This window comes from Buchnera aphidicola str. APS (Acyrthosiphon pisum), assembly GCF_000009605.1.
GTDB classification, from domain to species: Bacteria; Pseudomonadota; Gammaproteobacteria; order Enterobacterales; family Enterobacteriaceae; genus Buchnera; species Buchnera aphidicola_I.
Window position 1 is genome coordinate 347691 of sequence record NC_002528.1, and the last position, 20213, is coordinate 367903.

The window sequence follows — 20213 nt, forward strand, 5'->3', positions numbered from 1 at the left end:
ATAACGCTGATTATTTTATATTCCAATATTGTACAAAAAAAGAATTAATTTTTAATATCGTATAAAAACTATAATATTTATTATATTCTCAAGCAACTACATTACAGAGATATTTTTTAAGGAAATTAAAGTGGATAAAGTTAAGCATAGTAAAATTATTATTTTAGGATCTGGACCAGCAGGTTATACTGCAGCTATATATGCTGCAAGAGCTAATTTAGATCCCTTTTTGATTACTGGGACAAATAAAGGAGGGCAATTAATGAATACTAATGAAATTGAGAATTGGCCGGGAGATTATAATAAAATAAGCGGGTCAGAATTAATGAATCGTATGTATAAACATGCTATTGAACTCAAGACTAAAGTAATCTGCGATACTGTAATTTCAGTAAATTTTAAAAAAAACCCTTTTTTTTTAATAGGGGAAAATAATAAATATACTGCTGATTCAGTTATTATTGCTACCGGAGCAAATCCTCGTTATTTAGGACTACAATCAGAAAGTTTATTTAAAGGAAAAGGTGTTTCAACATGTGCTGTATGCGACGGTTTTTTTTATAAAAACAAAGAAGTTGCAGTTGTAGGAGGGGGTAATACAGCTATAGAAGAAACATTATATTTATCTAATTTCGTTAAAAAAGTTCATTTAATACACCGTGGAATTAATTTTAGAGCTGAAAAAATTTTACTTGACAGATTGGAAAAAAAAATAAAATCACAAAAAATAATAATTTATTTAAATTCTATTGTCAAAAATATATTAGGAAACTCTTCTGGAGTGACAGCGTTATTAATTGAACAAAAGAACTCAAAAGAAAAAACAGAATCAAAAATTCAAGTTTCCGGATTATTTGTTGCAATCGGATACACCCCCAACACCAATATATTTGTTAATAAGTTAAAAATGAAAGATGGTTATATTCAAGTAACACGACAGGAACATGGAAATTACACTCAAACAAGTATTCCTGGTATATTTGCTGCAGGGGATGTAATAGATCACGTATACAGGCAAGCAATCACATCCTCTGCTAGTGGCTGTATGGCGGCTTTAGATAGTGAACGTTATATTAATTCTTTAGTATAAAAAAAACTGCATATTGAGAATATTATATCATTTAAATACTAGTCAAAATGACTAGTATCTGATATAATTAATAAAGTTTTTTAACTATAATAATTATGAGAAAAAAATGTCTAAAGAAGAAAATATTGAAATGCAGGGAGTGGTAATAGATACGTTACCAAATACAATGTTTCGTGTTGAACTAGAAAACAAACATATTGTTACGGCACATATATCAGGAAAAATGAGAAAAAATTATATCAGAATATTAACAGGAGATAAGGTTACCGTAGAACTAACACCATATGATTTAACCAAGGGAAGAATTATTTTTAGAAGTCGTTAATAGAAGCTCGAAGAAAAAATAATATTAAAAACATAAAAAATCAATTATTCTCTGATAAATAAAATTCACTTCCCCAAACTTATCTATATTTAAAAAATCTTTTAAAAAAACTAAATAAAATAAATTTTTTCTTATTTTAAAAAATAAAAAAAATTTTAAAGAGAATTTATGCGTACTAAATATTGTGGAAATATTCGAATCAGTCATGTAAATAAAAAAGTAAAATTATGTGGTTGGGTACATAAGGTAAGAAACCTTGGTCAATTTATTTTTGTTGATATGAGAGATTATACTGGACTCGTTCAAGTTATATTTGAATTAAAAAATTATAAAATTTTTAAAAAAGCTTTAAATTTAAGAAATGAATTTTGTATTCAAGTTTTTGGTACAGTACAAAAAAGAGAAAAAAAAAATCAAAATATAAAAATTAGAACTGGAGAAATAGAAATATTAGCAAATGTATTAAACATTTTAAATACTTCTAAATCGTTACCATTAAATTTTACGCAAGAAAATAATGATGACTCAAGATTGAAATATCGATATTTAGATCTGCGTTCTTTTGATATTTTAGAAAATCTTAAAATAAGAAATAAAATAACTTATTTAATAAGAAATTTTATGACAAAAAAAAATTTTTTAGATATTGAGACTCCTATTCTTACTAAATCTACACCGGAAGGTGCAAGAGATTATTTAGTACCTAGTCGAAATCATTACGGAAAATTTTATGCACTACCCCAATCTCCTCAACTATTCAAGCAAATATTAATGATTTCTGGAATAGATAGATACTATCAGATAGTAAAATGTTTTCGTGATGAGGATTTACGTTCAGATCGACAACCAGAATTCACGCAAATTGATATTGAAGTCTCTTTTATGAGTGCTAAAAAAATACGTAATTTAGTAGAAAATCTTATAAAAAAACTTTGGTTAGAAATAAGAAATATTAATTTAAAAAAATTTCCTCAAATATCTTTTCATGAAGCTATGAAAAAATATGGATCAGATAAACCTGATTTACGTAATCCAATCGAAATTATTGATGTGTCTAATATATTTAAAGATAAAAAATTTATATCATTTTTTAATTTAAATCCTCAAAAAAATAATAGAATAGCATTATTATGTATTTCTAAAGGTGCACATTTAAGTAGAAAAAAAATTGATGATTATACTAAATACGTACAAAGATTTGATGCAAAAAAATTATTTTATATGAAAATAAAAGAATGCAAACTTGGATGTTTAGGTATTCATAGTTCTATAAAAAATATTTTAGATGAAATTATTTTAAAAGAAATTATAGAAAAAAGCCAATCTAAAAACGGAGATATATTATTTTTAATTGCTGATCAGGAGCATATTGTCAATAAGTCACTTGGTATGTTACGTTTAAAAATAGGAATTGATCTAAATATTACTAAAAAAAATAGATGGGAACCCCTTTGGATAGTTAATTTTCCTATGTTCGATAAAGATATACAAGGAAATTTATCTTCTGTTCATCATCCATTTACTGCTGTGAAAAATATGGATAGAGAAATATTAAAAAATTCACCTGATCTTGCTATTTCAGATAGCTATGATCTTATAATAAATGGTTATGAAATTGGTGGAGGTTCAGTACGTATTCATGATGTTAACATGCAAAAACAAGTTTTTGATATTATTGGTATAAAAAAATCTATGCAAAATGAAAAATTCGGATTTTTAATAGAAGCATTAAAATATGGTGCTCCTCCACATGCAGGTATAGCTTTAGGATTAGATAGAATAGTCATGCTTTTAACTAACAGTAAAAATATTAGAGATGTTATAGCTTTTCCAAAAACAACATCAGCAACCTGTTTAATGACCAATTCTCCTAGTACAGTAGATAATTTATTGTTACAAGAATTAGCAATAAAACATTTAAAAAAATAAGCTTTTATTTTTAATAAAAATGTTTTTTTATGTTACTTATTAAACATAAAAAAGAAGAACATAAAACAATAGATGGACTAGCTGGTGTATTATAAAAAACAGATAAAGATATTCCTCCTGTAACAGATAAAATACTTACTATAATGGCAATTATAACCATTTTTTCCGGAGAACCTGAAAAATGTTGAGCAGTTGCAGGTGGAATAATTAATAAAGAAGTAATTAATAACGCACCTACAAATTTAATTGCTATAGCAATAGTAAAAGCTGTCATTAACATTATAGTTAAACGGGCATAAAGCACGTTTATACCGTCTATTTGAGATAATTCCTCATTAATAGTTGATGATAAGATAGAATGCCAACGAAACAGCAGAATACTTAGTATTAATATACTGCTTATTGAAATAGTGATTAAATCATTTTTTGTTACAGATAGTAAATCACCAAATAAATAATTTGTAATATTTATTTCTTTTTTAGAAGATATCAAACTAATAAAGACCATTCCTAAAGATAATGAACTATGTGAGATTATATTTAATACAGTGTCTAATGAAACGGGTAATAGCTCTTCTAACCATGCCAAAATAATCGCAATGAAACTCATAAGAATTAGAATAGCATAAAATGAATTAATATTGAATGCAATAGATAATGCTATACCAAGTAAAGAAGAGTGTGATAAAGTATCACCAAAAGATGACATACGACGCCACACGATAAATGATCCTAATGGACCAGTTGTTAAAGATAGCAAAACACCTGCTAACCATCCCGGAAAAATAAGTTCAAACATAAAAACCACTCTATAATTACTATGTTATTTTTTTAAAAAAAACACAATGTTATATATTTAAAAATTATGAATATGATTATGATTATGATGATAAATTGCTAATTCTTGAACACGTTTTAATCCAAATATAGAAATAAATTCTAGATTATTGCAAACAGTTTCTGGGGTTCCAGAACAACAAATATGATTATTTAGACAAATAACATCATCAGTTTTCGCCATAACAAAATTTAAATCATGAGAAACAATTAAAATAGCACATTGTAATTCATGTCGAATTTCATTAATTAATTTATATAAAGCTAATTGTCCCATTACATCTACTCCTTGTGTTGGTTCATCTAACACCAGTAGATTAGGATTGTTTAACAAAGCTTTAGCAAAAAGTATTCGTTGCATTTCTCCACCAGATAATTTTTGTAATTGACAAAATTTTAAAGATTCTGCTTTTACACGTTTTAACATCTCTTCTATTTTTATGTTATTTGTTTTTCGTGATAATTTCATAAATCGTTCTACCGTAATAGGAAGAAGAGTATTAAGATGTAGTTTTTGAGGTACATAACCAACAGATAAATTGTTTGAACGAATAATTGTACCTGAATTAGGTTTTATTAATCCTAAAATAATACGTACTAAAGTAGATTTTCCAGCTCCATTAGGTCCAATTAAAGTAAGAACACGATTAGAAATTAATGATAACGATATATCAGTAAGAATAGAACGATGAGATAAATTCACACAAACATTTTTTAATTTTACGAATTCAAACATAGTTTTATAAATTATTTTTTTTAAATTCTAATATTATAGGATATATTTTAAAAAATAAAAATTAATATTATATGAAAAAACAATAGTATTGATTTTCAATTTATTATTCTTTGTTCCACGTTAGTTAACAACAAAATATTTGAAAATACTGGGATATGTTATAAAAAATTATCAATTAACAGAATTTTATAGACTTAATTATATTATAAAAATCTATACTCAATAGTTATTCTTAATACATACTTTATATATATAAAAAAATAGTGCCTATTCATAAAAAAAATAAATAATACTAAATTTTCAAGAAAATTAAAAACATTTTTTAAAAATATAGTAGTAAATATGTTAAAACTGTTTAATATGCACTATAAGTGATACTTAGTTCAATTAAGATTGATTTATGTTAAAAAAGATACTTTCTTATTAATTTTCTTGTGAAGTATATTTATAAATAATTTTTAAAAATATTATTTATCCATATTTTTTAAACAATACCTTAAATCTGAATAAAAATTTATAAATATAAAAAAATAAAGAATTAATCTTATAAAACAGAATTATCATATTTTTCTATAATTATCTAATATAAATATTAGCGTTTTTGTTTATCATTTAGAATAAATACCAGAAAAGATAATTTTAAAATAATTAATATAAAAATATAAATAAAATAGTTTTATTTAAATTCTTTATCATATATTTTTTAAATAGAATACCTTTAAAAAATATGATACATACGAAAAATATTTCTTTTAATTTTTTTATATATTTAATTTATTAAAATATAATGCATTCATTACGTAATTGATTTCTTTATTCATACCTATTTGTTAGTTTTTAAAAAAATAAAAAGATTTTATAAAAAAAATTTATCTATTTTTAGAAATACATATAATTTTTTAAATATTACTTAAAATTGATATTACTTAAAATAATTTTTTATTTTTATTAGAATTAACATTAAGTATTGAATACATTTTGATATTTAATTAAAATTCAACATAAATTTTTTCTGATTTTAAATAAAAATATATCAAAAGAAAAAATACAATTTTTAAAAAAATATTTTGAAATAATATTATTAAATGGTAAATCTCCTTTATTTTATATTAAATATTCTTTTTTTCATTGAAAATTATAGAAAGATTTAAAAGAATCACATTTTTCACATGAAAAATGACATTTATCTTATATTAATAATAAAAATTAATATATATAATATTCAAAAAATTTTTTAGTTTAAATGTAAAAATAAGAACAAAATACATGTAATCACGGAAACAAGTGTTAAAAAATAAAATTTTTAATAATAAAAAATCATACTACTTTTAAAATTCTACTAGTATTAGTTTTTCCGATTTTTCCCATAATATCACCTTGAGTTATAATAACTAACTCGCCACGACATAAAAAACCTCGTTTACGTAAAAGAACAATTGCTTCATTCGCAGCTTTAAAATTATTATTTTTACTATTAAAATATATAGGAGTCACACCTCTATAAAGACTTGCTAAATTTAAAGTTTCTTTATTTTTTGATAAAGCAAAAATAGGCAATCCAGATGTAATCCTCGATGTCATTAGTGCAGTCTTACCTGATTCTGTCATCGTTATAATTGCTGTAATACCTTTCAAATGATTAGCAACATACATTGCGGACATAGCAATTGCTTCTTCAATATCATCAAATTTTGCATGAATACGATGTCTAGATACATTAATACTAGGAACTTTTTCTGCACCTTTGCAAATTTTTGCCATTTTTATAACAGTTTCAGCTGGATATTCGCCTGATGCTGTTTCAGCCGAAAGCATAACTGCATCACTGCCATCTAAAACAGCATTAGCTACATCCATAACTTCTGCACGAGTAGGTAATGGGTTAGTAATCATAGATTCCATCATCTGTGTAGCAGTAATTACTATTCTATTTAATTGCCTAGCAGTTCGTATTAATTTTTTTTGAATACCTGCTAATTCAGAATCTCCAATTTCCACACCTAAATCGCCTCTAGCTATCATAATTGCATCTGATGCTAAAATTATATCTTCGATAGTATTTTGATTTAATACAGCTTCAGCACGTTCTATTTTAGCGATAATTTTAGCATTGCTACCAAATTCTTTAGCTAATTTTCTTGCTTGTTTCAAGTCATTACTGCATCGTGGGAAAGATATTGCTAAATAGTCTACATTAATTTCAGTTGCTAGGATTATATCCTTCTTGTCTTTTTCAGTTAACGCATCTGCAGATAAACCACCACCTAGTTTATTAATGCCTTTATTGTTAGAAAGTATTCCGCCGATAACAACTTTTGTTAATATTTCATGACCAGTTGATTTTATAACCTTTAATTGTATTCTTCCATCATCTAATAATAATACATCACCTACTTTTAGATCATATGGTAACTGTTTATAATCAATTCCTACCCGTTCTTGATTTCCATTATTTTGATCTAAATTCGCATCTAATATAAAAAAATCACCAACATTCAAAAAAATATTATTTTTTATAAATTTAGAAATGCGAATTTTAGGACCTTGTAAATCGCCAAGCAATGCAATGTGAAAATTTAAACGAGTCATTATTTCTCGAGCTTGATTTGCTCTGGATTTATGTTCATCTTTTGAACCATGAGAGAAATTAAATCGAAGAACATTTACTCCAGAACGAATTATTTTTTCTAAATTATTATTAATGTCTGTAGAAGGTCCTAAAGTAGCTACGATTTTTGTTCTTCTTAATCGATTTAACATAAAATACGCCTTTATTGAAAGTTTCCAAAAAAACATTTTTACACTTTTATATAAATACTAGTAATATAAAATATTTATTTTTATTTATTAAGTTCTTTAGTAAAATTAATTATAATAATTTTTTTTATAGGTAAAATTATAGAAAAAACATTAAATAATATATTTTAAAAAAATGTGTATATATTTTAACAGTTTTATAAAATCATTCCTCAAAAACCGCAATTTAAATTATTGCATTAAAATTTTAAATTTTATATGTAAATTTTTAAAAAAGAGAAAATTATGATAATAGAAACAAATCACGCTTGCGATTTAGTAATTTTTGGCGCTAAAGGAGATCTAACAAAAAGAAAATTATTACCAGCTTTATATAAATTAGAAAAATCTAAAAAAATACATAAATATACACGCATTATCGCTTCTGGTCGTGCTGATTGGAGCACAGAAGACTATATAGAAAAAATAAAAACAGAAGTAAAAAATTTTTTAAATGAAGAAATAAATGATCTTATTTGGAAAAATTTGAGTTCTCGTATATTTTTTTGTAATATTGATGTACATGAACCATTGCATTTTTTTAGACTAAAAACGATACTTAAACAAAAAAAAAATATCATAGTTTACTATTGCGCTGTTCCTTCTAATACGTTGAATTCTATTTTTATCGGTTTAGGAAATGCACATTTAAATTCTGTTCCATCGCGTATAGTATTAGAAAAACCATTAGGAGTTTGTTTGAAAACATCAAAAAAAATCAATGATCAAATTTCTAAATATTTTCTAGAATCGCAAATTTTTCGTATTGATCACTATTTAGGAAAAGAATCAATACTTAATCTTTTTGCTTTACGATTTTCTAATACATGTCTTTTTTATAATTGGAATAATAAAACAATTGATCATATTCAAATTACTGTATCTGAGGAAGTTGGAATTGAAGATAGATGGAATTATTTTAATATGATGGGACAAATGAAAGATATGGTGCAAAATCATCTTTTACAAATATTAACTATTCTTACGATGGATCAACCAAAAAATATTAGTTCTGAAAGTATTCAACATGAAAAAGTAAAAATACTACGTTCTTTAAACCCCATTAATATTCATAACATAAATAAAAAAACTGTTCGAGGACAATATTGTTCAGGAGTTATCAACGAGAAAAAAGTACCTTCTTATTTAGAAGAAAATGGTGCAAATAAAAATAGTTTAACTGAAACCTTTGTTGCTATAAAAGTTGATCTAAATAATAAGCAATGGTCCGGTGTCCCATTTTACCTTAGAACTGGAAAACGTTTAGCACATAAATATTCTGAAATAGTCGTTTTTTTTAAGAAAAAACCTACAAATTTGTTTAAAAATTTAAATTCAGAATTATTACAAAATAAATTAATTATACGCTTAGAACCTAATCCAAATATTATATTTGATTTTTCAGTAAAAGCACCAGGATTAGAACAAGAATATAAAATAGAAAATTCCCAGCTAAAATCCAGTCAATTTAGTAAGAAATATTCTAAAAATTCAATTGATGCTTACGAAAGATTGTTATTTGAAATTATGAGAGGTGTACAATCTTTATTCGTATGCCGAGATGAAATAGAAGCTGCGTGGAAATGGATAGATCCCATCATACATGCATGGAAAAATTCTAAAAATAATGCCCCTCAATTATATATGTCTGGTACTTGGGGGCCTAAAAATTCTGATTTGCTACTTGCTCATGATGGTCGTGTTTGGTATGAATTTCATTAAAAAAATCTTAAAAAATTTATCCATCTTGACTTAATTAAGATAACTATGATAGCTTAAAAATTAATTTTTTAATATTTTTTATAAATTAAAATAACATAAAAAAAATACAGGTTTTCATATTAAAAATATTTAGTTTAAAATACATGAAAACACCCATCTTGCTAATCGAGGAAGATAATATCTTATGACTCGTATTGTTCTTTTCTTATTAACTAATTTAGCAGTTATGTTAATATTTAGTCTAATTCTTTTCCTGACAGGTATTCAATCTAATACTATTTATGGTTTATTAATTATGTCAGGTTTATTTGGTTTTAGTGGTTCTATTTTATCGTTAATTTTATCAAAGTGGATTGCGTTGCGTTCTGTAAATGGGGAAATCATCACTCATCCACGAAATGAAGTAGAAAGTTGGCTTATTAATACTGTACGTCAACAATCAATTCAAAAAGGTATTATTATGCCCCAAATTGCAGTATATCATGCGACTGATATTAATGCATTTGCAACAGGTGCACGTCGTAATTCTGCTCTAATTGCTGTTTCTACAGGATTATTAGAAAATATGACTCATCATGAAGCAGAAGCAGTAATTGCTCATGAAATTAGTCATATCGCAAATGGTGACATGATTACTATGACCTTAGTACAAGGTGTTGTTAACACTTTTGTGATTTTTATATCTCGTTTTCTTTCACAAATCATAAGCAATGTCATGTCAAGCAATCGAAATGAGAATAATACAGAAGAAAAAAACTCTTTCGTATATTTTTTAGTTTCTACATTTCTAGAATTAATTTTTGGAATTTTAGCCAGTATTATTACTATGTGGTTCTCCAGACATCGTGAATTTTATGCTGATGCTAGTTCTGCGAAAATGGTAGGTCGCGAAAAAATGATTGCTGCTTTGAATCGTTTAAAAACAAGTCATGAACCCCAAGAATCTGATAGTATGATTGCATTTTGTATCAACGGAAAATCCAAATCTTTTTTAAAATTATTTGCATCTCATCCTTCTTTAGAAAACAGGATAGAGGCATTATATAATCAAGAATATATGTAGTATAAATCTATCTCTCTTAATAGAAGTATAGAAATATATTTCTATTAAGAAAATTAAAAAATTGAAACATATAAAACTATTTTTTAAAAGAAATTTAAATTTGCTTTTTTAAACAAAAATGTTATAATATAAAAACATTACGCTTTTTATTATTAAATAAATTTTTCTAGGTAAAAATAAGTTACAATTCTGTTATGCATAGAATATTAAATTTAAAAAAGTTTAGAGTAAAGACGTTGATACAGCTTCTCTTGCCAAATCTTAAATTCATGCCCTATACAGTAATGTTTCTGTTTTCTCCGTAAAATTAGCAATAAGACTGATAAATATTCTTAAGGAAATTACAAAATGGCTAAGATTAAAGGTCAAGTTAAGTGGTTCAACGAATCTAAAGGTTTTGGTTTTATTACACCATCAGACGGAAGTAAAGACGTTTTTGTTCACTTTTCTTCAATTCAGGGGAATGGATTTAAAACATTAACTGAAGGCCAAAATGTTGAATTTGAAATTCAAGATGGACAAAAAGGACCTGCCGCAGTAAATGTTTTTTCTCTATAAAAAATATTACTTAATAAAAAATTTTTAAAAGCCCTCTGTTAAACAATCAGAGGACTTTGTTTTTTAAATTTTTAAAATAACATATTTTATATATAAACAAGATAATCTGTTTTGATATTAAAATACTTATATTGTAACCTCTAAATACATTTATTATTAATAATAATTTTAAAATAAATACTAACTTCATAAATTAATTCTTCAAAAATATATTCATTCACATGACCTTTTTTTATCAAAAATATCTTTAATCTTCTAGATATAATAAATCGATACATCCTATTTTTTATGGAGTTTTTCTGATGGAGTTTTTTTTAGACCCGTCAACTTGGGCCGGCTTATTAACACTAGTTATACTAGAAGTGGTATTGGGAATAGATAATTTGATATTTGTAGCAATTTTATCAGAAAAACTACCTCCTAATCAAAGAGATAAAGCACGTTTAATCGGTTTAGGATTAGCTCTGGTAATGCGTTTGGCATTGCTATCATTAATATCTTGGATTGTAACACTTAATTCTCCTATTGTTCATAATAAATTTTTCTCTTTATCAATACGTGATATCATTCTTTTATTTGGTGGGTTTTTTTTACTATTCAAAACTACAATGGAATTACATGAAAGATTAGAAAATAATCATCATGAAAATTCAGAAAACAAAAATTATGCAGGGTTTTGGGCGGTAGTTATTCAAATCGTTGTTTTAGATGCAGTATTTTCTTTGGATGCAATAATAACAGCTGTTGGAATGGTTAATCAGTTATTAATTATGATGATAGCAGTTATATTGGCAACATTTCTTATGTTATTAGCATCCAAAGCATTAACTAACTTTATCAACCTCCATCAAACAGTAGTCGTACTATGTCTTAGTTTTTTATTAATGATTGGTTTTAGTTTAGTCACAGAAGCGTTAAGATTTTGTATTCCAAAAGGATACTTATATGCCGCGATAGGATTTTCTATTTTAATTGAAATTTTCAATCAAATAGCACGTCATAATTTTATGAAGAATCAATCTAGAAGACCGATGAGACAAAGGGCGGCAGAAGCAATTCTGAGATTAATGGTAGGAGAACAAAACAAAAAACAACAAATAAAAAAAATAGAAATAAATAGTCAAAAGACTGATTCTATTCAATCGTCAAAAGAAATGGAAACGTTTAAAGATGAAGAGAGATATATGATTAATGGTGTTCTTACGTTAGCCGGACGATCTATTAGAAGTATTATGACTCCACGTAGTAATATCTCTTGGGTAAATACAGAAAAAAATACTGATGAAATTCGCATGCAATTGTTAGATACACCACATAGTTTATTTCCAGTATGTAAAGGAGAGTTAGATGAAATAATAGGGATCGTACGTGCTAAAGAATTATTAGTAGCTATTGAAAAAAAAATAGACGCATCTACTTTTTCTAGTAAAATACTACCAATTATTATACCAGACACACTTGATCCTATTAAACTTCTGGGCGTACTTCGTCGTGCACAAGGTAGTTTTGTAATTGTTAGTAATGAATTTGGAGTAGTACAAGGATTAATTACTCCATTAGATGTTTTAGAAGCTATAGCAGGAGAATTTCCAGATGCTGATGAAACACCAGATATTATACAAGAAAATAACAGCTGGCTAGTAAAAGGCGAAACAGATTTACATTCATTACAGCAATTACTTAATACTGAAGAATTGATTAAAGAAGATAATTATGCCTCTTTAGGAGGATTATTAATTGCTCAAAAAGGTCAATTACCTATTCCAGGAGAAATAATTCATATTCATCCTTTTTATTTTCATATTGTTAAAGCAACAGAATATCGTATTGATTTAGTTAGAATTATTAAAAATCAAGATGACAATTAAAAAATTTAAAATAATTTTTTGAGAAAAGTATGTCCAATATAATTTTATCAATTGAAAGCTCATTAGACTGTTGCTCAGTTGCTATATACAAAAACGAGTATATTCATTCTTTATCAGAGAAATGCAAAAAAAAACATACTACACACATATTACCTATGATTAAAGAAATATTATCGCAAACTAAAACAGAATTTAAAGAGTTGAATTATGTTTCCTTTTCTAAAGGACCCGGAAATTTTACAAGTATACGAATTGCAGCAAGTATTGCACAAAGTCTATCTATCAGTTTAAAAATTCCTATAATCAGTGTTTCTACTTTAGCAATTATGGCTGAGAAAACATTTCGGAAATATAAACAAAAAGATGTAATAGTTGCAATACATGCAAAAAAAAAACAAGTATATTGGGCAAAATATACAAGAAATAAAAACTCTATTTGGATAGGAGAATACACTGAATCTTTATTAGAAAAAAAAATAATTCAAGAAAAAATTGAAAATTTAAAAAAAAGATGGACTTTAGTTAGTGATCAATCTGAACTAATTGAATTTCAAAACATATTAAATGTAAAAAAAAATTATGTTTTCCTTCCTAATGCAAAAGATATAATACCATTTGTCTTATTAAAAATAAAAAATAAAAACAAGTCATTTTCTATAGAAAATAATATAAATTATTTATATAATCAGTTTTAGAAAAACCTTATTATTTATATAATAAAAAACAATCAATGCTGAAATATTAAATATACTTCAGTATTGATTGAACTAAATTTACAGTAAATAATGAAATTCAAATTAAAATATTTTTTTGTTTTAAAATATACATTTATTTAAAAATTTAATCAGGTAAAATAATATTTAACTCTAATATAGAAATATCTTCGTTTTTTTGATCTAATTGAACAGTTACCATATTCGGTTCTATATTTACGTATTTACAAATAACAGATAGTATTTCACGTTTTAATTGTGGAAAATAATCTGGTTCGTTGTTGTATTTTCTTTGTTCTGCAACAATTATTTGTAATCTTTCTTTTGCAACATTAGCAGTGTTTTTGTTCCGGGATAAAAAAAAATCCAATAAAGCCATACTCTATCTCCCGAATAAACGTCGTAAAAAACTTTTTTTTTCTTCTTCAATAAAACGAAAATGACGCTCTTCACCCAACAATCGATTTACGGTATCACTGTAAGCGCATCCTGCATTTGAATTAATATCTAATATTATAGATTCCCCTTGATTGGACGCACGAAGAACGGATTGATCTTCTGGAATTACACCTATTATAGGTATTTGAAGAATATCTAAAACATCTGTCATGCTTAACATTTCTCCTTTTTTAACACGTCTAGGATTATAACGTGTTAATAAAAGATATTCTTTTATGGGAGTGATGTTTTTCTCAGCTCTTTTTGATTTAGATGAAATTATTCCTAAAATTCGATCGGAATCTCGTACTGAAGAAACTTCGGGGTTAGTAGTAATAATAGCTTCATCTGCAAAATATATTGCTAAAATAGCACCCGTTTCAATCCCTGCTGGTGAATCACAAATAATAAAATCAAAATTCATTTTTATAAGTTCTGTTAAAACTTTTTCAACTCCTATTCGTGTTAAAGCGTCTTTATCACGAGTTTGTGATGCAGGTAGTATAAACAAATTATTTGTTTTTTTATCTTTTATAATTGCTTGATTAAGTGTCGCATCACCTTGAATAACATTAATAAAGTCATAGACTACTCTACGTTCACATCCCATAATTAAATCTAAATTTCTCAATCCTATATCAAAGTCTATAACAATCGTTTTTTTTCCTTTTTGTGCTAAACCTGTCCCGATAGCTGCACTTGAAGTAGTTTTACCTACACCTCCTTTCCCTGAAGTCACTACAATAATCCGTGTCATATAAAAATGTCCTTAAAAATACACACTTAACTGAGAGAATTAATAGTTAAAAATTTATTTTTTAAGTAAATTTGAGCTGATTTTCCAATAAACTCTGATGGTATCTGGTCTGATAACCAATATTCTCCAGATATAGAAACTAATTCAGCAAATAATCCTGTACAGAATATTTTTCTTGATGTATCTCCATTCGCACCTGCGAGAACTCTACCACGAACTATGCCATAAACGTGAATATTTCCGTCTGCTACTAACTCAGCTCCAGCACTAACATTATTAATAACTATTAAATCAGCATGTTTGGCATAAATTTTTTGCCCTGATCGCACGGGTATATCTATAATATGCGTTTTTTCTACTTTATTGATTGTTTCTTTTTTTTTATTCTTGTAAGAATTGATAAAAAAATTAGTAATAATATTAGATTTATTATTTTTTCTTTCAGATAAAATTGGCAATCCAGAATCAATAATATTTTTCTTCAATATGCCATCTTGGCAACCACTGACTCCTACAACGAAAAAACCATGAGAAATAATAATTTTTTTTATTTTTTTCCAATCTACCGTATTACATAATTTTGAAACGTTCACAATAATAGGGGCATTCTTAAAAAATTTTGGACATTCTTGAATTTTTTTATATAATGATTGGTTGATTAAATCTATATTTTGATTATTTAAATACAGTACTAATAGTGTAAAATTGTTGCTTTTAAGTTCAATTGACTTTTTTTGCATATTTATTGCTCAATAATATTGACTTATATGCACATAAAATTTATATATGAGTATCGCTATTATTTTTTAAAAAATAAAAAATAATAAAATTTTATGCAATTAAATTATAGTATAAATACTATATTATAACAATTTCTATTTTTGTATTAGAAACAAAATATATATAAAAAAATATTTTTACGACAATTAAAACATATCGATCAAATTTGATAAGGAATAGTATTATTTTGTTATTATCTAAAAATAGTCAACTCATACTGCGTCATAGAAAAAAATTTAAAACAAAAAAAGTTTTTTTTTCAGGAAATATACAAGATGATTTTCCTCTATCTTTATCTACTATGAGAACAAAAATAAACTTTCATAAATACAATGACTGTATTGATTTTAAAAAAAAAATATGAACAATAATATTGTTCATAACAATTTATTAATTTCTCAAGAAATGATTCAAAATTGTGATGTAATAATCTATTATTGGCCTAAAGATAAGTCTGAAGCAAAATTTCAACTAATGAACATTATTTCATGTTCTCCTATTAACACTGAAATATTTATCGTAGGAAACAATTCTAGTGGGGTAAAAAGTGCTCCTTTGATGTTAAAAAAATGGATTGAATTAGAGAAGATCGATAGTGCTAAACATTCTATTTTAATTTCAGGATTAATTAAAAAAAAAGCAATTTTTGTATTAGAAGATTTTTTTAAAACACATTTATGGAAGAACTTAATTATAAAATCACTACCAGGAGTTTTTGGTCACAAAAAGATAGATTCAGGTAGTAAATTACTCGCCTCTACTTTTTCTAACAGAATAACTGGAAAAGTTTTAGATATTGGTTGCGGAACAGGATTTTTATCAGCATCTCTATTATATTTTTCACCTGATGCAATTTTAACATTAGTTGATAATAATATGTACGCATTAAAGTGCAGTCAATATACACTTAATTCTAATAAATTTAATGGGAAAATAGTATACAGTAATTTATATTCAAATGTCTTTAAGAAATTTGATCTGATTATCTCTAATCCGCCTTTTCATAATGACTTACAAATTAATTTCAATATAATAGAAAAAATGATATGTGGTGCTAAAAAATATTTAACGAAAACAGGGGAATTAAGATTTGTAACAAGCAGATTTATTAACTGTCATTTTTTATTAAATAAATTTTTCCAAAAATATTATGTAATAAAAGAAACGAGTCAGTACAAAGTATATCAAGCTTTTTATAAATGAATTTTTATTGTTTTTATTTAATACCCGGAGCGGGACTTGAACCCGCAAAGCCATAAGGCCGAGGGATTTTAAGTCCCTTGTGTCTACCAATTTCACCATCCGGGCATAATAATTTATAGAGGCGTATCCCGGAATCGAACCGGGTTGCACGGATTTGCAGTCCGCTACATATCCAATCTGTCAACACGCCTGTAACAATATTATAGAAAAAAAAAAAAAAAAATACAAACAAAAAATGAATTATTTTAAAAAAATTTTTTTGTATAAAATAAAATAAAATTCCCTTTGCAATAAATAATATAATGCTTTATTATACGATTAACATTTTTTTATTTAAGTTGTTTTTAAAATTTTTATATCGGAGAGGTGGCCGAGCGGTTTAAGGCAGCGGTCTTGAAAACCGCCGACGAGAAATCGTCCGAGAGTTCGAATCTCTCTCTCTCCGAAAATTAATACATTAAAAAAAATATAGTAAAATATAAAAAATATTCAATGTCTTTGATCTTGTGTATAAAAAATTATTAAAAAATTAATATAGATAGAATAAAATTTATTGAACATCAGATAATACTTCAATTTCTACACGACGATCTGGAGCTAAACAACTAATTAATAATGGTTTATTCACCACATCTCTACATACTTGATTAGTTAACGGATATAATTTTCCCATACCTTTTACGGTTATTTTATCTCTAGAAAAACCTCGAGAGGCTAAGTAATTTTTTATACTATAGGCTCGATCTTCAGATAATTTTTGATTGTACTCATCGCTTCCTATTTTATCCGCATGTCCTAAAAGAACAATAGAAACGTTTTTTAACTGCATATCTTTGATATCATCGTCTAATTTATTAAGTTTATCATAAGAACTAGGTTTTAATTCCGTACTATTAAAGGGAAAATTTATATTTTCATTTAATACGCTATATTGTTCGTTTAATGGTTCAGAATCATCAGATGAAAACATATCACTTATATCAGATTTCCCAAACTTCCATCCAATAGATAAAACTGCATCTCCTAAAGCAGGTTTAATAGATGCATTTGCTATATTTTTTACACTATTTTTCCAAGTATAGTCTAATCTAGTAATAAATGTTTCGTTAAAAATATATTCAGCACCTAAAGACAGACTTGGAAGCAATGCGCTTTCTTTACTAAATAAATTTTTTAAAGTATTTTTAGAAGAAAGATCATTCCATGAAACTATTCCACCTAATTTAGTATAAAGATGAAATTCGTCTGTTATTGGATAAGATAACTTAGTTGCTAATTGAACACTATTAGATTGTATATGTTCGTTATTTTTTTGAAATATTAAATGAGGGAAAAAACCATTTGTATCATTTTCTATTTCTAAGCTAAAATAGGGATTAAATTCGTATCCTAAAAATAGACCAACAATTGGAGCGCTTAAGTTTTCTATTGAAGAATCGTTATTATTGACTTGAGAATTATTCATATCATATTTTAAAGGATTAAAATGAGACCATCCAAACTTTGCGCCTAAATACCATCCATTTTCTTCTTCAGCTTGAGCAGCTGAGGGGATTAAGCTTGCCAATAAAAATGCAATAGCGAGAGCTCGTTTTTTCATTTGAAACTCCATTGTTTTTAGGTGAATTATTAAGAAAAATAAAACTGTATAGAATAAATATTATATAATAAATATTATATAATAAATATTATATATAATATATATAATACATACTTTATAATACTTACTACTATATTTAAGAATTTTTATAAAAAAAATTTAACAAACGTATTCCTAAAATGTTCATCATAAATAGATATGTAATTCCGGAAACATATTTCCCAAAAAATAAGCGTATAATTTTATTAATGAATGTCCCTATATTCCAGACTGACATCATGTGTAATACAACAAACAAAATTACAATCATAACTAATGTTGCTAATATTATATAAATAATAAAGATGAATTCACTACGTTGTAAAGATACAATTTTTCTTTGATACAATTTCCGAGATAGCAGTAAAAAATTTACCCAACTAGTTATACTTAGAGATAAAGCAATACCTGCATGCTGAAAATAGAAAATTAAAAATGGATTCATTAATTGATTTAAAAGAAGTGTGAACAATGAAGCCTTCATGGGAATCTTTATTTCTTCGCAGGCATAAAAAGCAGATGATAAAATCTTAACAAAAATAAAAGAGATTAAACCACAAGAATATAATTTCAAGACTCGCGCGGTCATTAAAACATCAAAATCTGTGAATTTACCATATTGAAAAAGAACTATAATTACTGGTTTAGCAAGAAAAAAAAGTATTACTGATCCTGGTAAAGATACAATTAAACTAATACGCAACCCCCAATCAAGCAATTTTTTATATTCTAATTTTATGCCATTTTTATAATTTTTAGCAAGAGATGTAAATAAAACAGTACTTAATGATACACCCAATATTCCTACTGGAAATTCTATTAATCGATCGGCATAGTATATCCATGATATTGATCCAGAATTAAGTAATGAACTAAAAATAGTATTAATAATCAAAGAAATTTGATTAGCTGAAGCTCCTAAAATGGCTGGTCCCATTTTTTTTAAAATTCTCAAAAGACCGATATTATTCCAATGAAAATTTGGTAAAACTAACATATTAATTTTATATAAAAATGGTAGCTGGTAAAGTAATTGAACTAAACCACCTATAATAACTGACCACGCTAAAACAATAATAGAAGGACAAAAAAAAGAACTAAAAAATACAGAAAAAAAAATAATACTTATATTTAAAAATATCGGAGAAAAAGCGGGAATAGAAAAATAATTCCAACTATTTAAAATAGATGAACATAATGAAGATAAAGAAATTAATAAAATATAAGGAAACATGATTCTTAATAAATTTGTAGATAATATGAGTTTTTCGGGTGGATTTAAAAAACCTGGCGCCCTAATTAAAATTATAGATTGAGAAAAAAACCCTCCTAAAATGGTAAGTAATAATAAAAAAAAGCTCATAAAACCCAGTATGGAAGAAAGAAAATTTTTTATATTTTTTTCATTTTTATCGGATTTATATTCCATTAGTACAGGAATAAAAGCTTGAGAAAATGTACCATCAGAAAAAATACGACGTAATAAATTAGGAATTTTAAAAGATATAAAAAAAGCATCCGTAAACATGGAAGCACCGAAAATGCTAGCAATTAAAATATCTCGAACAAAACCTAATATTCGAGATATTAAAGTCATCAAACTTACTGATATTAAAGGTTTTAGAAGATTCATTCAAAACTAACCTATAACCATAAAGAAATTTTAATGTTTAATACAAGTAAAAACTAAAAATTAGATTTAATTTTTTAAATTAATAAAAAATAAGTTTTTAACATATGATTAATTGAAATTAAATTA

General features: G+C 25.8%; 18 protein-coding genes and 2 tRNA genes. 11 read left to right on the plus strand and 9 right to left on the minus strand.

Annotation, left to right across the window (positions count from 1 at the left end):
* The first annotated feature begins 130 nt into the window (after positions 1 to 130).
* The 3 genes from trxB (at position 131) to aspS (ending at position 3344) form a co-directional block, all read left to right on the plus strand.
* On the plus strand, positions 131 to 1090 hold the full coding sequence (gene trxB / locus BU_RS01665; protein ID WP_010896061.1) for a thioredoxin-disulfide reductase: 960 nt from the start codon (positions 131 to 133) through the stop codon (positions 1088 to 1090).
* A gap of 106 nt (positions 1091 to 1196) precedes the next feature.
* Entirely contained in the window at positions 1197 to 1415 is a 219-nt protein-coding gene (gene infA, locus BU_RS01670) for a translation initiation factor IF-1 (protein WP_009874269.1), read from the plus strand.
* Between the two features lie 168 nt (positions 1416 to 1583).
* Positions 1584 to 3344, plus strand: a complete 1761-nt coding sequence (gene aspS / locus BU_RS01675; RefSeq protein ID WP_010896062.1) for an aspartate--tRNA ligase — start codon at positions 1584 to 1586, stop codon at positions 3342 to 3344.
* A gap of 10 nt (positions 3345 to 3354) precedes the next feature.
* Here aspS and znuB read toward each other — a convergent pair whose 3' ends face one another.
* From znuB to pyk, 3 genes are all read right to left on the minus strand, one after another.
* Complete coding sequence (znuB, locus tag BU_RS01680; RefSeq protein WP_010896063.1) at positions 3355 to 4143, minus strand: zinc ABC transporter permease subunit ZnuB; 789 nt, start codon at positions 4141 to 4143, stop codon at positions 3355 to 3357.
* A gap of 57 nt (positions 4144 to 4200) precedes the next feature.
* Positions 4201 to 4917: a zinc ABC transporter ATP-binding protein ZnuC gene (gene znuC, locus BU_RS01685; protein ID WP_009874272.1), complete on the minus strand. Its 717-nt coding sequence runs from the start codon at positions 4915 to 4917 to the stop codon at positions 4201 to 4203.
* A 1317-nt stretch (positions 4918 to 6234) separates the two neighbouring features.
* Entirely contained in the window at positions 6235 to 7677 is a 1443-nt protein-coding gene (gene pyk / locus BU_RS01690; protein WP_010896064.1) for a pyruvate kinase, read from the minus strand.
* A gap of 282 nt (positions 7678 to 7959) precedes the next feature.
* Here pyk and zwf point away from each other — a divergent pair, with 282 nt between their 5' ends.
* From zwf to tsaB, 5 genes are all read left to right on the plus strand, one after another.
* Positions 7960 to 9435 (plus strand): glucose-6-phosphate dehydrogenase, encoded by a 1476-nt coding sequence (zwf, locus tag BU_RS01695; protein WP_010896065.1) that lies wholly within the window; start codon positions 7960 to 7962, stop codon positions 9433 to 9435.
* Between the two features lie 184 nt (positions 9436 to 9619).
* Positions 9620 to 10498 (plus strand): protease HtpX, encoded by an 879-nt coding sequence (htpX, locus tag BU_RS01700; RefSeq protein WP_009874275.1) that lies wholly within the window; start codon positions 9620 to 9622, stop codon positions 10496 to 10498.
* Between the two features lie 348 nt (positions 10499 to 10846).
* Positions 10847 to 11056 (plus strand): transcription antiterminator/RNA stability regulator CspE, encoded by a 210-nt coding sequence (gene cspC / locus BU_RS01705; RefSeq protein WP_009874276.1) that lies wholly within the window; start codon positions 10847 to 10849, stop codon positions 11054 to 11056.
* Between the two features lie 302 nt (positions 11057 to 11358).
* Positions 11359 to 12924, plus strand: coding sequence for a TerC family protein (locus BU_RS01710; RefSeq protein ID WP_010896066.1), 1566 nt, complete (start codon positions 11359 to 11361; stop codon positions 12922 to 12924).
* A gap of 29 nt (positions 12925 to 12953) precedes the next feature.
* Complete coding sequence (gene tsaB / locus BU_RS01715) at positions 12954 to 13619, plus strand: tRNA (adenosine(37)-N6)-threonylcarbamoyltransferase complex dimerization subunit type 1 TsaB (RefSeq protein WP_010896067.1); 666 nt, start codon at positions 12954 to 12956, stop codon at positions 13617 to 13619.
* A 145-nt stretch (positions 13620 to 13764) separates the two neighbouring features.
* Here tsaB and minE read toward each other — a convergent pair whose 3' ends face one another.
* The 3 genes from minE to minC are packed head-to-tail and all read right to left on the minus strand — an operon-like array spanning position 13765 to position 15572.
* The gene (minE, locus tag BU_RS01720; protein ID WP_010896068.1) at positions 13765 to 14016 is read right to left on the minus strand and encodes a cell division topological specificity factor MinE; all 252 of its coding nucleotides are present in this window, start codon (positions 14014 to 14016) and stop codon (positions 13765 to 13767) included.
* Positions 14017 to 14019: 3 nt separating this feature from the next.
* Positions 14020 to 14832, minus strand: coding sequence for a septum site-determining protein MinD (gene minD, locus BU_RS01725; protein WP_010896069.1), 813 nt, complete (start codon positions 14830 to 14832; stop codon positions 14020 to 14022).
* A gap of 26 nt (positions 14833 to 14858) precedes the next feature.
* Positions 14859 to 15572, minus strand: a complete 714-nt coding sequence (minC, locus tag BU_RS01730; RefSeq protein WP_009874282.1) for a septum site-determining protein MinC — start codon at positions 15570 to 15572, stop codon at positions 14859 to 14861.
* Between the two features lie 227 nt (positions 15573 to 15799).
* Between minC and BU_RS03230 the strand changes: the two genes are divergently transcribed.
* The gene (locus tag BU_RS03230; protein ID WP_009874283.1) at positions 15800 to 15976 is read left to right on the plus strand and encodes a hypothetical protein; all 177 of its coding nucleotides are present in this window, start codon (positions 15800 to 15802) and stop codon (positions 15974 to 15976) included.
* A complete protein-coding gene (gene rsmC, locus BU_RS01735; RefSeq protein ID WP_010896070.1) occupies positions 15973 to 16815 on the plus strand; it encodes a 16S rRNA (guanine(1207)-N(2))-methyltransferase RsmC in 843 nt (280 codons plus the stop codon). The genes BU_RS03230 and rsmC overlap by 4 nt, the downstream gene beginning before the upstream one ends.
* Positions 16816 to 16836: 21 nt before the next feature.
* Here rsmC and BU_RS01740 read toward each other — a convergent pair.
* Positions 16837 to 16920, minus strand: a tRNA-Leu gene (locus BU_RS01740).
* Positions 16921 to 17175: 255 nt separating this feature from the next.
* On the opposite strand from BU_RS01740, the gene BU_RS01745 reads away from it, so the two are divergent.
* A tRNA-Ser gene (locus BU_RS01745) sits at positions 17176 to 17260 on the plus strand.
* 105 nt (positions 17261 to 17365) lie between these two features.
* On the opposite strand, the gene BU_RS01750 is transcribed toward BU_RS01745, so the two are convergent.
* Together BU_RS01750 and murJ are read right to left on the minus strand one after the other, a co-directional pair.
* Entirely contained in the window at positions 17366 to 18415 is a 1050-nt protein-coding gene (locus tag BU_RS01750; protein WP_010896071.1) for an OmpA family protein, read from the minus strand.
* Between the two features lie 136 nt (positions 18416 to 18551).
* Positions 18552 to 20087 carry a murein biosynthesis integral membrane protein MurJ gene (murJ, locus tag BU_RS01755; protein WP_010896072.1) on the minus strand — a complete coding sequence of 512 codons (1536 nt, stop codon included), beginning with the start codon at positions 20085 to 20087 and terminating at the stop codon, positions 18552 to 18554.
* Positions 20088 to 20213 lie beyond the last annotated feature (126 nt).

Excerpts from the sequence above, each read along its gene's own strand:
- tsaB (WP_010896067.1), top strand. The coding sequence starts at position 12,954 with ATGTCCAATATAATTTTATCAATTGAAAGCTCATTAGACTGTTGCTCA.
- BU_RS01710 (WP_010896066.1), top strand. The coding sequence starts at position 11,359 with ATGGAGTTTTTTTTAGACCCGTCAACTTGGGCCGGCTTATTAACACTA.
- znuB (WP_010896063.1), bottom strand. The coding sequence starts at position 4,143 with ATGTTTGAACTTATTTTTCCGGGATGGTTAGCAGGTGTTTTGCTATCT.
- zwf (WP_010896065.1), top strand. The coding sequence starts at position 7,960 with ATGATAATAGAAACAAATCACGCTTGCGATTTAGTAATTTTTGGCGCT.
- BU_RS01750 (WP_010896071.1), bottom strand. The coding sequence starts at position 18,415 with ATGAAAAAACGAGCTCTCGCTATTGCATTTTTATTGGCAAGCTTAATC.
- minE (WP_010896068.1), bottom strand. The coding sequence starts at position 14,016 with ATGGCTTTATTGGATTTTTTTTTATCCCGGAACAAAAACACTGCTAAT.
- cspC (WP_009874276.1), top strand. The coding sequence starts at position 10,847 with ATGGCTAAGATTAAAGGTCAAGTTAAGTGGTTCAACGAATCTAAAGGT.
- infA (WP_009874269.1), top strand. The coding sequence starts at position 1,197 with ATGTCTAAAGAAGAAAATATTGAAATGCAGGGAGTGGTAATAGATACG.
- htpX (WP_009874275.1), top strand. The coding sequence starts at position 9,620 with ATGACTCGTATTGTTCTTTTCTTATTAACTAATTTAGCAGTTATGTTA.
- pyk (WP_010896064.1), bottom strand. The coding sequence starts at position 7,677 with ATGTTAAATCGATTAAGAAGAACAAAAATCGTAGCTACTTTAGGACCT.
- aspS (WP_010896062.1), top strand. The coding sequence starts at position 1,584 with ATGCGTACTAAATATTGTGGAAATATTCGAATCAGTCATGTAAATAAA.
- rsmC (WP_010896070.1), top strand. The coding sequence starts at position 15,973 with ATGAACAATAATATTGTTCATAACAATTTATTAATTTCTCAAGAAATG.
- minC (WP_009874282.1), bottom strand. The coding sequence starts at position 15,572 with ATGCAAAAAAAGTCAATTGAACTTAAAAGCAACAATTTTACACTATTA.
- minD (WP_010896069.1), bottom strand. The coding sequence starts at position 14,832 with ATGACACGGATTATTGTAGTGACTTCAGGGAAAGGAGGTGTAGGTAAA.
- znuC (WP_009874272.1), bottom strand. The coding sequence starts at position 4,917 with ATGTTTGAATTCGTAAAATTAAAAAATGTTTGTGTGAATTTATCTCAT.
- murJ (WP_010896072.1), bottom strand. The coding sequence starts at position 20,087 with ATGAATCTTCTAAAACCTTTAATATCAGTAAGTTTGATGACTTTAATA.